This window comes from Gordonia sp. SMJS1 (assembly GCF_029866425.1).
Classification (GTDB): Bacteria; Actinomycetota; Actinomycetes; order Mycobacteriales; family Mycobacteriaceae; genus Gordonia; species Gordonia hongkongensis.
The window spans coordinates 4,756,648-4,771,981 of sequence record NZ_CP123381.1 but is presented as its reverse complement, the minus strand read 5'-3'; the positions used below and the strand labels follow the sequence as shown (position 1 = coordinate 4,771,981).

Here is a 15,334-nt window from a genome sequence, read left to right as displayed (position 1 = left end):
CCCGGCCCGTCCGCCACTATGCTGGGGCGCATGGCCACGGATAGAGTCCAGACCGCCGACCCCGACAGACCCGCGAGCGCGGATCAGATCGTCGCCGACCCCACGACCAGCATCTACATCGCCTCGGCTGAAGGCGAGACCGGAAAGTCCATCGTCGCGCTGGGGTTGCTGGCCCTGCTGTCGGCCACCGGCGGGCGGGTCGGGGTGTTCCGTCCGATCTCGCGGACGGCCGCGGAGGATCGTGATCCGATCCTCGATCTTCTCCTCGACTACGAATCCGCCGACCTCCCGTACGAGGACTGTCTCGGTGTCACCTACGAGGAGGTGCACAACGATCCCGAGGGCGCGGTTGCCGAGATCGTCGCGCGCTTCCACGCGATCCAGTCCCGCTGCGACCGCGTGGTCATCGTCGGTTCGGATTACACCGACGTCGGCACCCCGTCGGAGCTGAGCTACAACGCCCGGATCGCCGCGAATCTCTCGGCGCCGATGGTGTTGGCGATCAAGGCGATCGACCGGTCGCCGGAAGAGATGCACGGTCTGGCCGAGGGGCTGATCGCCGAGGTGACCGCTGCCCATGCCACCCCCGTCGCCCTGGTTGCCAACCGGTGCGACCCCGACCGCCTCGACGAGATCCGGGACCAGTTGCGCAGCACCGGGATTCCGGCACTGTGCCTACCCGAGGAGCCGGTGCTCTTCGCCCCCACGATGGGGGAGCTCAAGGAGGCGCTCGGCGCGACGATGTACAGCGGTGACGAGGAATTGCTCGACCGCGAGGCGCTCCGGGTGATGGTCGGTGGCATGACCGTCGAGCACATCCTGGAGCGGCTCACCGACGGCACCGTGGTCATCACGCCCGCCGACCGGTCGGATGTTCTCCTGGCACTCGTGAACGCCAACACCGCACAGGGTTTCCCGCGTCTCGCCGGCATCATCCTCAACGGCGGACTCAAACCGCACCCGATGATCGAGGCGCTGGTGAGCGGGTTGAAGCCGACCCTGCCGATCATCAGCTGCCCGCAGGGCACCTACGACACCGCGCGTACCGCCGCTCACACGCGCGGCAAGGTGGGGGTGGGCTCGGTACACAAGATCGAGGCCGCGCTGGCGATGATGGAGACCCATGTCGACCCCGAGAAGGTCATGCGCAACCTCAACGTGTCGACGCCGACCGTGGTGACGCCGCAGATGTTCGAGTACCGCCTGATCTCCCGTGCGCGCGCCGACCGAAAGCACATCGTGTTACCGGAGGGCGACGACGACCGGATCCTGCGGGCCGCCAACAGGCTTGCGCGGCGCAGCGTTGCCGACCTCACTCTGCTCGGTGATCCCGAAGCGGTGCGCGAGCGTTCCATCGAACTCGGACTCGACCTCTCCGACGTCACGGTCATCGACCCGGCCGAGTCGGAGTATCTCGACGAGTTCGCCCGGATCTACACCGAGCTGCGCAAGCACAAGGGTATGGATCTGGAACGGGCCCAGGAGAAGATGCGTGACGTGTCGTATTTCGGCACGATGATGGTGCACACCGGGCGCGCCGACGGGATGGTGTCGGGGGCGTCGCACACCACGGCCCACACGATCCGGCCGGCCTTCGAGATCATCAAGACCAAACCGGGTGTGTCCACCGTGTCGAGCGTGTTCTTCATGTGCCTGGCCGACAAGGTGCTCGCGTACGGCGACTGCGCCATCGTCCCGGATCCGTCCGACGAACAGCTCGCCGACATTGCCATCTCCTCGGCGCAGACGTCCGCGGCCTTCGGTATCGATCCCCGGGTCGCGATGCTGTCGTACTCGACCGGGACGTCCGGATCGGGCGCCGACGTCGAGAAGGTCAAGACCGCAACCGAACTCGTGCGCGAGCGGCAACCCGATCTGCTGGTCGAGGGGCCGATCCAGTACGACGCCGCGGTGGAACCCTCGGTGGCGAAGACCAAGATGCCCGACTCGCCGGTGGCCGGCCGTGCGACCGTGCTGATCTTTCCCGACCTCAACACGGGCAACAACACGTACAAGGCGGTGCAGCGGAGCGCGGGGGCGGTCGCGATCGGCCCGGTGCTGCAGGGCTTGAACAAGCCGATCAACGACCTGAGCCGTGGCGCCCTCGTGTCGGACATCGTGAACACGGTCGCCATCACCGCGATCCAGGCCCAGCAGGAGGGCGTGGACCCCCTCGCCGAGAACGTCGCCTCCGCCGAGGCCGAGGGTCCCCGATGAGCGGGGCGTCGGGTGCGGTGCTGGTGCTCAACGCCGGCTCGTCGTCGCTGAAATACCAACTGGTGCAACCGGCGGACGGCACGGTGATCGCGGAGGGCATCGCGGAGCGGATCGGCGACTCCGGTTCGTCGATGACACACGAACAGAACGGCGAGACCGTCACCGAGACACTGGAACTCGACGATCACCTCGCCGCGGTCCGACGGGCGGAACGCTTCTTCGCCGACAACGGAACCGATCTGGCCGACGCGGGACTGAGCGCGGTCGGACATCGGGTGGTGCACGGTGGCCGGTCGTTCTACGAGCCGACGGTGGTGACCCCCGAGGTGATCTCGGAGATCGAGCGGATCTCCCCGCTGGCGCCGCTGCACAATCCGGCCAACCTGGTCGGCATCCTGGCGGCCCGGGAGTTGCTCCCCGACGTCCCCTCGGTGGCCGTGTTCGACACCGCGTTCTTCCACGGTCTCCCCGACGCGTCGGCGACATACGCGATCGACCGTGCGGTCGCGGACGAACATGCGATCCGCCGCTACGGTTTTCACGGCACCAGCCACGAGTATGTCTCCGGTCGGGTGGCCGAGTTCCTCGACCGCGACCCGGCGTCGCTGAACCAGATCGTGCTGCACCTGGGCAACGGCGCGTCGGCGTCGGCCATCGCGGGCGGGCAGCCGATCGACACGTCGATGGGTATGACCCCGCTCGAGGGACTGGTGATGGGAACCCGCAGCGGTGACCTCGACCCCGGGCTGGTCCTGCATCTGAACCGGGTGGCGAACCTGTCCGTCGACGAGATCGACACGCTGCTCAACAAGCGTTCGGGACTTCGAGGTCTGTGCGGCGAGAACGACTTCCGCACGATCACCGAATTGATGGACGACGGTGACGACGCCGCCCGACGCGCCTTTGACGTCTACATCCACCGTCTGCGCCGCTACCTCGGTGCGTACGCGTTCGCCCTCGGCCACGTCGATGCCATCACTTTCACGGCCGGGGTGGGGGAGAACTCCGCAGTCGTCCGCGCCCGTGCGCTGGCGGGGTTGGAAGGGTTCGGGATCATCGTCGATGACGAGCGAAACGCTCAGCGTGGCAAGGAGGCTCGACGCATCTCGGCCGACGACAGCGCGGTGGACGTGCTCGTCGTTCCGACCAATGAGGAGTTGGCCATCGCACGGCAGTCGGCGGCGGTGGTCGGGTTTGAGGTCCGTGCGTCCCGCTGAAGGTTGTGCTGACGGCGCGGGCCGCTGAGCGAGCTCACGAAGGACGCACCGGTTTGGAGTGGGTGGTGGCTGTTGTGCCGGCCGGTAGGTGGGGCCCAGCCTGTTGGCGCGTTGGCATCGTCCCGACCGCGTACTCGGAGGTCGACATTCCGGCTCCGAAGAAGGGTCGGCACCGCGGATTGTTAGGCAGGATGGCTGCGTTGGGAGGCAACCGGATAAGTGACAAGACGCAGCATAGTTCGAGTTGCGGTTGCCCTTATCACGCGCCACCGACAAGATGAGCTCTGCGGATGGTCAACGAAAACCATTGCACCCCAGCGGCATAGCCGTTACACTCGATCATGTATTCGTGCAAACGTCTCCGGGGGGGGGTGACAATGTCTGACGAATCAATAACGCCGCAACCGCGCGCCGTCGAGTTGGTGGCCGATCTGCACGCGACCCTCGACAAACTGCAGACCGTCGACTTGTCCCCGTGCACCGACGAAGAACTGATGGAAGTCGCCGCCGCTACCGAACGCGCGATCGCTCGAACCACTTACGCCGGCGACCGCCAAATCGCCGAAATCGAGGCTCGGGATCTGCCCCGCAAGACCGGCTGCCGCACTCTGATGCAGTTCATGACCCACCGGCTGCGGATCTCCAACCCGATGCGTCGACGCAAGCAGCTGAACGCCACCGCCGCGCTGACTTGCCTCAACGGCGACCGTCTCGAACCTGAACACCCCACGCTGGCAGAAGCTTTCGCCACCGGATCCGTGGGAACCGGGCACGTCCAGGCCGCCATCGATGTCCTCGACCAGATCCCGCATGCTGTCGAACACGACGTGAAAGTCGCCGCCGAGCGGCAGATGGCCGAGATCGCCGAAGCTCACACGCCCGCCGAGATCACCCAGCTCGGCTCGCGACTGCTCGCCCACCTCGATCCCGACGGAACCCTGTCCGACGACACCGAGCAGAAACGACGCCGCGGCCTGTGGATCGGTCGGCAACGCGCCGATGGCACCGCCAAGATCTCGGGCACCCTCACTCCCGCACTCGCCGCCCGGCTCACCATGATGTTCGCTGTCTGGGGCAAACCCGGGCTCAACAACCCCGACGACCCCCAGTCGCCCCAAGGCCCGGCCGGCACCGCCGACCCCGACGCCCTCACCGCCGCCGCCGATCGCGACGGACGCACCCCCGCCCAGTCCAATCACGACGCGCTCGACGCCGCACTGGCCGCCGGTTTCGCCGACGGCGCACTCGGCACCTCGCATCGCGGCCTGCCCGTCCAGTTGATCGTCAAAGCCGACCTCTCCGACCTGATCCAGGGTGCCGGACTCGCGACCACGGCCACCGGCACCCTGCTGCCCATCCGGGACTTGATCGCGATGGCCGGTGAGGTCCAGCCGTGGTTGGCGATCTTCAAAGACGCCACCACTGTGCCGCTGCACTTCGGGCGCGGCAGACGTCTGGCCACCCGCGAACAGCGCCTCGTGTCCTTTGCCCGCCCCGACGGGGAAGTGTGTTCGGCACCCGGGTGTGATCAGCCCGCCACCCACGTCGACATGCATCACGCCCACAGGGATTGGGCCAAGGGCGGTCTCACCGACATCGACGACCTCGCCCCTGCTTGCCCGCGACATAACCGGATGGTCGGTGACCAGCCCGGGCAGTACACCACCCGCATCGCCCGGTCCGGACCCGACGAAGGCCGCTGCGTCTGGCGGTTGAACGCCGAAGCCGGCGCACCGCCCAATCCCGGTCGGCTGAACCGCCGACCCGACATACCCCGGCGGTTCGCAGAACACCTGAACACCGTGCGCGACGAGATCCACGGACCACCAACCCGGCCCGGCGGTCAGACGCGCCCGACCCTTCGTGACGCGCCCTCCGCAAGCTCCGGGCGCTCCTCAGGGAACCGGGCTGACGCGCCTTCCGCAAGCTCCGCAGGGAGCAGGGGGCCCGACGATCGAGCGCGCCGCTCATGGCTGAAAACCAGCCACGTCATCGACGTCCGACCGCCACTGCGCGTGCGTCGCAGCACCCGTCCGTCACCGGTCGAGGCCCACCTCGCGGAGCTCCTGGGCGAAGACCCGCTCGTGCGCAACGCAGCGGGGACGTTCTTCGGATAGCCCTAGAACAACGTATTCGGCCGGACGTAGTTGGCGAGGTCGACGAGCATGAACCGGTGGTCCCGGTTGGTTCGGGTCAGGCGGGCCAGCTGGCGCAGCGAACGTTCGGTGCCGGTGCGAATGCCGTACTCGGTGAACGGGAAGCCGAGCAGCGTCGAGGGTTCGTTGTCCTGCTTGGCGTCGTCGGGATTGTCGTGGATCCAGCCCAGCGCGGTGCCCAGCACGATGAGCAGCATCCGGGCCTTGCGCGGTTCGGTGTCCGGGATCTGCTCGAGACGTCGTGCGGCCTCGACGATCTGCTCGCGGGTCACCTGCGAGGTGGGTCGGCCGTGCACGAGCGCGATGATCGCCGTCGCGCGCGCGGTGTTGAAGTGGCGGCTGGTGGCCGGCACCTCGTCGAGCGGCTGGATCGCGGCATCGATGTCACCGGCCGCCACGGCGAGCCGGGCCAGACCGAACGCGGCGGTCACGATGCTGTGATCGGTCAGCCACAGATCGTGATAGTGATGTTGCGCAACGTCATACAGTTTGGCGATCTTCTCGGCAGACTTCGCCGGACCCTTCTCGTCGGCCAGCCAGCGGCCGATGAGTTCGGCGGTACCGGCGACGGCGAGCTTGGGCGCGACCTCGCCCGGCATCGCACCGAGGACCTCGTCGAAGCGCTCGTAGGCCAGTTCGGGTTCGTCGTTCATCAACGCGCAGATGCCCATGTACCACTCGACCCGCCACGAATCACCGTGGTGGGCGCGGACTTCCTGGAGAAGGGCGAGCGCGGTGTCGACGTCGTCGAGCTGCAGATGCGCGCGGGCCTCGGCGAGGTCGATCTCCCGCGACGGGTGAGCGTTCTTGACCGGCCGGCCGCCGAAGAGCGAGGCGAAACCCTCTGCCCGGGCGGTGTTGATGGAATCCAGGGTCTGTCGCGGGTCGGACAGCGCCGCCGAGGTGAGCAGACTCGCCGCCGGGTCGAGGGGGTTGACCAGCGGGACGGGCAGGGCGTTGGCGATGTCCACCGGATCGTAGAACGCCGCCTGATCGGGGTCGAAGAAGCCGTCGACGGGTGCGAGCATCAGGTCGGTGCCGAACGTCGAGCGCTGCGGGGTGAAGACCGTGGACAGCGCGGGCCGCGGGACCCCCGTGTGGACGGCGACCGTCTCGCGCAACACGTTCAGCACCTGGGTGCTCATCTCCTCCGCGGAGACGAACCGGTCGGCCGGGTCGGGGGCGGTGGCGCGCTGCAGGAGGCGGTGGTACGACGGATTGTTCCGGAAGACAGGCGTTTTCGACGCGGCGGGCAGACCGTCGACGTAGCGTCCGTTCCGCATCTCCATCGGCACGGTCAGGACTGCGAGGGTGCGTCCGATGCTGTAGATGTCGGTCGCGATCTGCGGTCCGGTCTTGACGATCTCCGGTGCCTGGAACCCGGGCGTGCCGTAGAGGTGCCCGTAGCCGTTGATCGGCGAGACGGCGCCGAGGTCGATCAGCTTCACCTCGTCGCTGCCGACCATGATGTTCTCGGGTTTGACGTCGTTGTAGACCAGGCCGACCGAGTGCAGATAGCCCACGGCGAGAAGCACTTCCAGGATGTAGGCCAGGCCCTGCTCCACCGACAGCAGGGAGTTGTCCGGATCGCCCGCGGTGATCTGTTTGAGCGTCTGGCCGCCGATGTACTCCATCACGATGTAACCGAAGCGGTCATCGTCGTCGACGTGCTCGACGAAGTTGTAGATCTTGACGATCCCGGGATGGTTGACCGAGGCCAGGAACTGCCGTTCCGCGACCGCGACGCGCTGCGCCTCCGAATCCGAGGAATTCAGCAGGCCTTTGAGGACGACGGGCCGGTCGCTCACGTTGCGGTCGATGGCCAGGTAGATCCAGCCGAGGCCGCCGTGGGCGATGGCGCCGGCGATCTCGTACTGGTCGGCGACCAATGTTCCGGGAGCCAGTCCCGGGACGAAGGAGTACCGGGCGCCGCAGTTGCCGCAGTCGCCGGTCGGGGGACCGGCGCCCTCGCCCTCGGCTCGACCGACAGGTTTGCCGCAGCGCCAGCAGAACCGCTTGCTGTCGGCGATCACCGGGTCGTCGATGACGGCGTCCTCGGGTTCGATGTCGGTGATCTTCGGCATCTCGACCAGGCCGCTGCCGAGCCGCCGCTCGTGCACCGGAGGCCGGCGCCGCGGAACCAGACGCCGGCCGAGCGGACCGGAGTCGGGTTCCGGAAGGGGCACGGCCGGAGGTTGCCGTTCGACGCGGTCGGTCCGGTCGTCGGGTCGACCCCACGGTGAACACCGGTGCGACGGCCTGGGTTCCGACATCCGGGTCGGTGCGTCGGCCGGGCCGGGGGTCGGTGGTGTCGTCCATGTCGTCGGGGCCCTCGGTCAGCGCCGCCAGGTCGGCCCGCTGGGTGCCGACGTCGACCACCTTCGCGGTCGTCTCCGCGTCCTCACCACCGGGACGGCCACCGCCCGGGCCGGGACCGTCGAGGCCGGTGTCGTCGTCGCCGAGCAGGGCGTCGAGCGAGACCCGCTGGGTGCCGAGGTCGTCGCCCCGTTCGCCGTGGGTGACGTCGTCTGTGTCGTGATCGTTTCGGGCCGCGTCGTCCATGGGGATCAGTCCCGGTAGTACGGCTGGGGAGCGCCGTACCCACTGTCGAGGATGGACAGCCACCGGTCCCGGATCTCCTGCCAGCGGCCGGTCACCCGGATGCGCTCGAGCACGCCGTTGACGAACCGGATCATGTCGTCCTGGCCCTTGGGAATCCCGACGCCGTAGAACTCCTCGCCGAGGCTGGGGCCGACGACCCGCAACCACGGATCCTGCGCGGCGAGACCGGCGAGGATCGCGTCGTCGGTGGTCGCCGCGTCGATCTGACCCTGCTGCATCAGGACCAGACAATCGGCCCAGGTCGTCGTGCTGACGATCGTGGCTCGGGGCTGGATGGCCTGGATACGACCGATCGAGGTGGTCCCGCGCGCGGCGCAGACCCGCTTGTGGGCGAGCTGCGCCGGACCGGTCACGTTCGAGTTCCGGAACGACAGGATGCGCTGGGACGCGACGTAATAAGGAGCCGAGAAACTGATGTCGCGCAACCGGTCGCAGGTGATGCTCATCGTCTTGATCACCAGATCGACCGTCATGTCCCGCAGGGCGTCGATCCGCTGCGCCGAGCTCAGCACCTGGAACTCGACGCGGCGGTCGTCGCCGAAGATGGCGCCGGCGATCTCGTGCGCGATGTCGACGTCGAAGCCCTGGATGTCGCCGGTGATCGGATCGCGGAAGCTGAACAGGTTGGACCCGATGTCGAGCCCCACGATGAGCCGGCCCCGCTCGAGGATGCCGGCCATCGTCGAATTGATCGGCATCTGAGCAGGCGGCGGCATCTGGGCGGGCGGCCGCAGGGTCAGGGTCGCGTTGCAGGCCTCGGAACTCGGCGGCGGTTCGACGGGCACGTCGAACTGGACGCCGGGCAGCATCGGTTGCCCGGCGGTCGCCGTCGGTGGGGGTGAGTCGGGTGCGGGGAAACGCACGCAGCCGGTGGCGACGAGGCCGGTGAGCGCGAGCAGGACCACGACGGTCAGCAGGCGGCGAGGCGAGGGGACGGTCATCGGTACTCCCGGATGCGCGGGATGAGACCGCCCACGACCGCGACGCCGGCGAAGACGGTGAGCAGCAGGATGCCGGTGCCGGTGAACCCGAGGACCCGTTGCGCGGTGTTGATGTCGTCCCGGAAGGAGTTCCGGGCAGTCGTGATCGCATCGACCAGCGCGGTGTCCACCGCGGTGTAGGCGCGGGCCGAACTGTCCGGTCCGTCGCCGACGGTGTGCAGGCGCGCGAGACCGAAGTTGCCGGTCTGGATGTAGCGGCGGACCGCGGCGTCGGTGCGGCGCCACTCGGTCAGCGCCGCCGTGACCGTGTCCAGTTGTTCGCCGGTGACCGCGCTGTCGCCGTCTTCGGTGCCCTCGCGGACGTCGTCGACGATGTTGCCGATCTCGCTGGTCGCCGCGGAGAAGCTGCGCTCGAGACCGCCCTGATCACCGCGGCGGATGAGCGAGAGCGTCTCGGCCGACCGCGCCTGCTGGGTGAGGATCCGGGCGGCGGTCAGGTCGCGGAGCGGGTCGGCGCCCTCGGTGCGGGCATCGCTGGTGGCGGCCACCGACATCAGACCGGAGGCGAGCAACCACAGGGTCCCGACGCTGAGGGCGAAGATGGCCGCCACGATGCCGATGTTGAACCGCCGCCGGGTCCGCCGCGCCAGGTAGCGCGACGTCAGGACAAGCGCGGCGAGCAGGAACAGCAGCGGCGCGTACACGGTCCAGGGTGGACGGGTGAGGGTCTGCTGGGGGTCGGCGATGGCCATCGATCGCCGTTCGTAGAGGCGCTGGGCGGCCGGGAGGATCTGGTCCTGCATCATCGACGACGCCTGGCCGAGATACGCCGATCCCACCGGGTTGCCGAGCCGGTTGTTCGTCCGCGCCGTCTCGATGAGTCCGCTGTAGACCGGGATCGAGGTGGACAGGGTCTCGAGATCGGCGCTGACCGCCTGCTCGGCCCGGTCCGACACCATGCCGGAACCGGGTTCGCTGGACGTGCCGGTCGCCAGGATCAGCGACGACGACGCCGTCGCCAGCGCGTCGGAGTAGCGCTGCCGCAGATCGGGGGTCTCCAGTCCGCCGGAGATGAACGCCGCGTTCGCCGACGCATCGGCGATCGACAGCGAGCTGTAGAGAACCTGCGCGGCCTCGGCGAGCGGTTCGGTCCGATCGATGAGGCGCTGCAGGGTCTGGGTGCGATCCTCCAGGACCGTCGATGCGTACAGGCCGGTGCTCAGACAGCCGAGCGCCAGGATTCCGCAGATGATGATCAGCTTGCCGGGGGTCGTGACGGCGAAGTGGCGCAGGGTCTGGAACGGGGACTGGGCGCGTTCCCGGGCGGTGGCGACGAGTTCGCGTCGGTCGGCCAGCACCTGGCGGATCGGGGGTGAGGCCTGCGCCGGACGGATCGTGCGACCGCCACGCGTCAGCGCCGTCCGCACGGAGGACGCGTCGCCGGTCACCTACCTGATCCCTTCTCAAACGCTGGATCGTCTCCGGTGCGGTCCTACGGTCACCGGTTCCCCGTTCCGGATTCGCGTGACCGGGCGATCAACGTCAGGGGTTGTGTCATCTGGGTCATCGTTCACCGGGTCGTGCGTGTTTCACCCTATGTCATCGTGCCGGGTTCCTCCCGAGTCGACCGGCGCCGCGCCGCCGACCTCGGCGGTTCGCGCGTGCCGGGTGCTCGCCGACGGCACCTCGTGGTTCCGAGCCGCGATGAGAGGGCTTCGCGGTCTCCCTGGCAGGTGTTGCGCATCTCACTTACGGTGGAGGCACCCGGTCGGGGCGACCGGGTTGCGAGGAGGCGTGGTGCGCGGCGACGGCGACGGCTGGGTGATCGATCCCGACGGTTCTCGATACTGGGGTATCCACGGCGCGGCAGGTCTGCTGCTGCGGGCGCCGCTGCCGGACGGATCGACCGGGGTGCTCCTCCAACACCGCGCCGCGTGGTCGCATCAGGGCGGCACGTGGGCGCTGCCCGGCGGGGCCCGCGACTCGCACGAGGGTGCCATCGACACCGCGATCCGCGAGGCCGAGGAAGAAGCCGGGATCACCGCCGACGACCTGCGCGTCGTCGCCGCGGTCGTCACCCTCGAGGCGCCCGGCGGATGGACCTACACGACGGTCATCGCCGAGACGGACTCGCCGGTCCGCACGGTCGCCAACTTCGAATCCACGGAACTGCGATGGGTCGACGAGAAGCGCGTCGATCAACTCCCACTGCACCCCGCGTTCGGACTCGCGTGGCCCGTCCTCCGCGAGCGGATCGCGATGTTGGATCCCCAGAGCTGATCACCGCTCCCTAATCCGAGAGAATCGCATAACCCCTGCTCCCTGAGGTGCGAGGAGCGCAAGCGACGAGCCACGAAGGGCTGGCGACCCATCTCGCCAGGACCCTTCGTGACGGCCTCCGCAAGCTCCGGCCTCCTCAGGGAGCAGAGGTTTTTTCGAAGTCCACGACGGCCGCGAGGCCGCAGATACTGAGGGCCAGGGTCACACCCCGGCGTCCAGCAGTCGGTTCGCCCCGGCGACCAGCGCGTGGACGTTCGCCTCGTCGCTGCTCGCGCCCTCACCGACGGCCCAGGCCTGCCGGCCGTCGTGCTCGCAGAGCAGGAACGTCGTGACCAGGCCGTCGACGACCCGCTGGTGCAGCCGGACGATCTGAACCGGGGCGCCGACGTCGTAGAGGATCGAGGTCATCGCACCGACGGGGCCGGCGGCGACGGCGCTGCGGGACATGATGCGGTCGGCGATCGCGAGCGTCGCGCGGCACTCGACCAGGTCGCCCGAGCACGGGACGGCAGAGAAGGAGCCCAGCCGGATCGTGCCGCCACGGGAGTACTCGTCGGTGAATTGCTGCCAGGTCATCCCGGCGGCCTCCTCGTGCATCCCAAGGGGAAGCGGGCGGCCGAAACGTGCGGCGAAGTGGTCGCCACCGTGCCGGTCGTCGCGCTCGGTCCACGAACAGGATCGACGAGGTAGATGAAGAGGGTGCATCTCGAAAACCGATTTCGGTCGAAGAACGGATGACCGACTGGAGAGCGCAACCGACCCGCAGCGGGGGGTCGGTCAGATTCAGACCCCGCTGCGGCGGGTTACGAGAACGCTCGTGATGCACAACATGATCGGTCCACCATAGACCCGCGACACCGACCGGGCAAACGTGTTTCCGCCAGGGGAACCGCTAGAGCATCCCGGCGAGGTCGGTGGCTGCGGCGGCCGGGTCGTCGGCCGCGGTGATGGCCCGCACGACGACGATGCGCCGCGCCCCGAGCGCGGTGACCTCCCCGACGCGGCCGGCGTCGATCCCGCCGATGGCGAACCACGGCTTGGCTGATTGTGTTGCGGCCGTTGAGGACACGAGGTCGAGGCCGGCGGCGGCGCGGCCCGGTTTGGTGGGCGTGGTCCAGCACGGACCGACGCAGAAGTAGTCGACGTCGTCGTCGGCGATCGCGGCGGCAGCCTGCTCGGGGTCGTGGGTCGAGGCGCCGATGAGGACGTCCGGTCCGACGATCCGGCGGGCCGCCGACGGCGACAGGTCGCCCTGTCCGACGTGCAGGACATCGGCCCCGGAGAGCGCCGCGACGTCGGCCCGGTCGTTGACCGCGAGCAGGGCGCCATGCGCGTCGGCGACCTTCCGCATGCCCGCGAGGATCTCGAGTTCCTCGCCCGCCTCCAGGGTCCCGAACTCGCGCTCACCCGGCGAGTTCTTGTCGCGCAGCTGCACGATGTCGACGCCGCCCGCGAGCGCCGCGTCGACGAAGTCGAGCAGGTCACCGCGTTCGCGCCGGGCGTCGGTGCACAGGTACAGGCGGGCCGTGGAGAGCCGCCGGCGACGGTCCGTCGCGGAGCCGGGGTCCGTCGACGCGGAGCTGGTGCGGTTCGGGGTCGTCACGCCGACCAGGCTAACCGGACCCCCGACGCCCCGGCGTAGGGTGGATCGCACGAACACACGGGAGTCCGGATCGGCCGGGCTGAGAGTGCGGACAGATTCCGCTGACCGTCGAACCTGATCCGGGTCATTCCGGCGAAGGAAGGTGATTCCCAACGTGGATTCCCCACCGCAGGGCCCTGCCCACCGCGCCCTGACGGTCGTCGGGGGCGGTGTCATCGGGCTGACCTGTGCGCTCACCGCGGCCGACGCCGGATGGCGGGTTCGCGTCCTCGACGCCGGCACCGACGAGCGCGCGTCCTGGGTCGCCGGCGGCATGCTCGGTTCACTCGGCGAGGGTCATCCCGGCGAGGACGCGTCCCTGGCCCTCTCGGTCGAATCGGTCCGGCTGTGGCCGGCGCTCGTGAAGCGGCTCGACGACCCGGGTGTCGTCACCGCCACCGACTCGCTGTTCGTCGCGGCCTCGGCCACCGACATCGAGTACCTGCGGCATCTCGCCGATTTCGTCTGGGCCGGGCAGCCCGCCACCGATGCCGCGCTGCAGTCGGTGACCGGCCGCGACATCCGGACCCTGGAACCGTCGCTGAGCTCTCGACTGGTCGGTGGCTACCGCGCGGTCGGCGAGTGGTCCGTCGACAACCGGCGGCTGCTCGAGGCGTTGCGCGCCGCCGCGACGTCGGCGGGTGCCGAGTTGGTCTCCGCGCGCGTCGAATCCCTGGCCGACCTCGACGACCTCGGTTCCGACACGCAGATCCTGCTCGCCGCCGGACTCGGCACCGCGGCCCTCTGGCCGGGTGTGGACCTGCATGCGGCGAAGGGGGAGATCCTTCGCCTGCGCCGCACGCGCTGGTCGGTGCCGCCGCCCGGTCACGTCGTCCGGGCACGCCTCCACGGGCGGGCCGTGTACCTGGTGCCGCGCGAGGACGGAGTCGTCGTCGGCGCCACCCAGTACGAGGCCGAGGGAATTGCCGACCGCGCGCCGCAGGCCGGCGGGGTCGCGGATCTGCTCGCCGACGCGATCGAGGTCTTCCCCGGGCTGCGGACCTACGAACTGACCGAAGCGGGGGCCGGTCTGCGGCCGTGCACCGCGGACGGATTGCCCATCGTCACCCGTGTGGACACACGAACGGTCGTGGCGACCGGGCACGGGCGCAACGGGATCGTCCTCGCCCCGGGCACCGCCGCCCGCGTGCTGTCGATTCTGGAAGGAGCAGAGGAATGAGTATCACCGCGAACATCACCGTCAACGGCAAGAGCGTCGACGTCGGCGCCGACACGTCGGTGCGCGACGTCGTCACCGGGCTGGGGTTGCCGGACCGGGGGATCGCGGTCGCGGTGGACGGCGCGGTCGTCCCGCGCGGCCGCTGGGACCGGCACACGATGACCGACGGTGCCGTCGTCGAGATCGTCACGGCGGTGCAGGGTGGCTGACCTCGCCGATCTGAAGCCCGACGCCTCGCGGACCGAGCAGAAGTCCGGCGACGAGACGATCCCGGATGCGGACCATCTGCGCATCGCCGGTCGCGACTTCTCGTCGCGACTCATCACCGGCACCGGCGGCGCGTCGAATCTCGCGACCCTGGAACGCGCGCTGGTCGCGTCGGGGACCGAGCTGACCACCGTCGCGGTTCGGCGCGTCGACGCGGCCTCGGGCACCGGGGTCTTCGATCTGCTGCGCCGGCTCGACATCGCCGTCCTGCCCAACACCGCGGGCTGTCACACCACCGCCGAGGCCGTCCTGACCGCCCAGCTGGCGCGCGAGGCGTTCGAGACCGACTGGGTGAAGCTCGAGGTGGTCGCCGACGAACGCACCCTGATGCCCGACGCCATCGAACTCGTCGACGCCGCGGCCGCACTGGTGGCCGACGGTTTCGTCGTGCTGGCCTACACCAACGACGATCCGGTCCTGGCCGCGCGACTCGCCGATCTCGGGGTGGCGGCGGTGATGCCCCTCGGATCGCCCATCGGGACCGGACTCGGAATCCTCAACCCGCACAACATCGAGATGATCGTCGACGACTGCCACACCCGCTTCGACGACCCGCTGCCGGTCATTCTCGACGCGGGCATCGGCACGGCGAGCGACGCGGCCCTGGCGATGGAACTCGGTTGCGACGGCGTGCTTCTGGCCACCGCCGTGACCCGGGCGGAGAACCCTGAACTGATGGCGACGGCGATGCGGCACGCGGTGACCGCGGGCCGCCTGGCCGCGCGTGCGGGCCGGATCCCCAAGCGTTTCTGGGCGCACGCGTCCTCACCCGGGCGCGACCGGGACTGACCCGCGGTCCCGCGGCAGGCCGT

Annotated in this window: 11 protein-coding genes, 1 pseudogene and 1 riboswitch; of the genes and pseudogenes, 7 read left to right on the top strand and 5 right to left on the bottom strand. The window is 69.2% G+C overall.

The window, feature by feature from the left end; translation table 11 throughout:
- Positions 1 to 18 precede the first annotated feature (18 nt).
- The 3 genes from pta to QAD21_RS21620 all read left to right on the top strand — a co-directional run bounded on the left by pta (position 19) and on the right by QAD21_RS21620 (position 5,551).
- Positions 19 to 2,217: a phosphate acetyltransferase gene (gene pta, locus QAD21_RS21630; protein ID WP_068972078.1), complete on the top strand. Its 2,199-nt coding sequence runs from the start codon at positions 19 to 21 to the stop codon at positions 2,215 to 2,217.
- Positions 2,214 to 3,434, top strand: a complete 1,221-nt coding sequence (locus QAD21_RS21625; protein WP_068972077.1) for an acetate kinase — start codon at positions 2,214 to 2,216, stop codon at positions 3,432 to 3,434. The genes pta and QAD21_RS21625 overlap by 4 nt, the downstream gene beginning before the upstream one ends.
- A gap of 377 nt (positions 3,435 to 3,811) precedes the next feature.
- On the top strand, positions 3,812 to 5,551 hold the full coding sequence (locus QAD21_RS21620; RefSeq protein WP_205334333.1) for an HNH endonuclease signature motif containing protein: 1,740 nt from the start codon (positions 3,812 to 3,814) through the stop codon (positions 5,549 to 5,551).
- A 2-nt stretch (positions 5,552 to 5,553) separates the two neighbouring features.
- On the opposite strand, the pseudogene QAD21_RS21615 reads toward QAD21_RS21620, so the two are convergent.
- The 3 genes and pseudogenes from QAD21_RS21615 to QAD21_RS21605 form a co-directional block, all read right to left on the bottom strand.
- A pseudogene (locus tag QAD21_RS21615) lies at positions 5,554 to 8,152 on the bottom strand (tetratricopeptide repeat protein).
- A 5-nt stretch (positions 8,153 to 8,157) separates the two neighbouring features.
- Entirely contained in the window at positions 8,158 to 9,153 is a 996-nt protein-coding gene (locus QAD21_RS21610) for a glutamate ABC transporter substrate-binding protein (protein ID WP_068971009.1), read from the bottom strand.
- Positions 9,150 to 10,601: a hypothetical protein gene (locus QAD21_RS21605; RefSeq protein ID WP_058249606.1), complete on the bottom strand. Its 1,452-nt coding sequence runs from the start codon at positions 10,599 to 10,601 to the stop codon at positions 9,150 to 9,152. The genes QAD21_RS21610 and QAD21_RS21605 overlap by 4 nt, the downstream gene beginning before the upstream one ends.
- 349 nt (positions 10,602 to 10,950) lie before the next feature.
- On the opposite strand from QAD21_RS21605, the gene QAD21_RS21600 reads away from it, so the two are divergent.
- Positions 10,951 to 11,433, top strand: coding sequence for an NUDIX hydrolase (locus QAD21_RS21600; RefSeq protein ID WP_058249916.1), 483 nt, complete (start codon positions 10,951 to 10,953; stop codon positions 11,431 to 11,433).
- Positions 11,434 to 11,634: 201 nt separating this feature from the next.
- Here QAD21_RS21600 and QAD21_RS21595 read toward each other — a convergent pair whose 3' ends face one another.
- Both QAD21_RS21595 and thiE read right to left on the bottom strand, forming a co-directional pair.
- Positions 11,635 to 12,009: a hypothetical protein gene (locus QAD21_RS21595; RefSeq protein ID WP_068970964.1), complete on the bottom strand. Its 375-nt coding sequence runs from the start codon at positions 12,007 to 12,009 to the stop codon at positions 11,635 to 11,637.
- Positions 12,010 to 12,325: 316 nt separating this feature from the next.
- On the bottom strand, positions 12,326 to 13,036 hold the full coding sequence (gene thiE, locus QAD21_RS21590; protein WP_068970963.1) for a thiamine phosphate synthase: 711 nt from the start codon (positions 13,034 to 13,036) through the stop codon (positions 12,326 to 12,328).
- 48 nt (positions 13,037 to 13,084) lie between these two features.
- Positions 13,085 to 13,194, top strand: a riboswitch (TPP riboswitch).
- On the opposite strand from thiE, the gene thiO reads away from it, so the two are divergent.
- The 3 genes from thiO (at position 13,191) to QAD21_RS21575 (ending at position 15,311) form a co-directional block, all read left to right on the top strand.
- Positions 13,191 to 14,255, top strand: coding sequence for a glycine oxidase ThiO (gene thiO, locus QAD21_RS21585; RefSeq protein WP_068970962.1), 1,065 nt, complete (start codon positions 13,191 to 13,193; stop codon positions 14,253 to 14,255). Its footprint overlaps the riboswitch before it by 4 nt.
- A complete protein-coding gene (gene thiS, locus QAD21_RS21580) occupies positions 14,252 to 14,464 on the top strand; it encodes a sulfur carrier protein ThiS (RefSeq protein WP_280360242.1) in 213 nt (70 codons plus the stop codon). Before thiO ends, thiS begins: the two co-directional genes overlap by 4 nt.
- A 58-nt stretch (positions 14,465 to 14,522) precedes the next feature.
- Complete coding sequence (locus QAD21_RS21575) at positions 14,523 to 15,311, top strand: thiazole synthase (RefSeq protein WP_280361828.1); 789 nt, start codon at positions 14,523 to 14,525, stop codon at positions 15,309 to 15,311.
- Positions 15,312 to 15,334: the final 23 nt, after the last annotated feature.

Bases quoted from the DNA above. Each gene is read 5' to 3' on its own strand.
- pta (WP_068972078.1), top strand. From the start codon at position 19: ATGCTGGGGCGCATGGCCACGGATAGAGTCCAGACCGCCGACCCCGAC.
- QAD21_RS21625 (WP_068972077.1), top strand. From the start codon at position 2,214: ATGAGCGGGGCGTCGGGTGCGGTGCTGGTGCTCAACGCCGGCTCGTCG.
- QAD21_RS21620 (WP_205334333.1), top strand. From the start codon at position 3,812: ATGTCTGACGAATCAATAACGCCGCAACCGCGCGCCGTCGAGTTGGTG.
- QAD21_RS21610 (WP_068971009.1), bottom strand. From the start codon at position 9,153: ATGACCGTCCCCTCGCCTCGCCGCCTGCTGACCGTCGTGGTCCTGCTC.
- QAD21_RS21595 (WP_068970964.1), bottom strand. From the start codon at position 12,009: ATGACCTGGCAGCAATTCACCGACGAGTACTCCCGTGGCGGCACGATC.
- thiS (WP_280360242.1), top strand. From the start codon at position 14,252: ATGAGTATCACCGCGAACATCACCGTCAACGGCAAGAGCGTCGACGTC.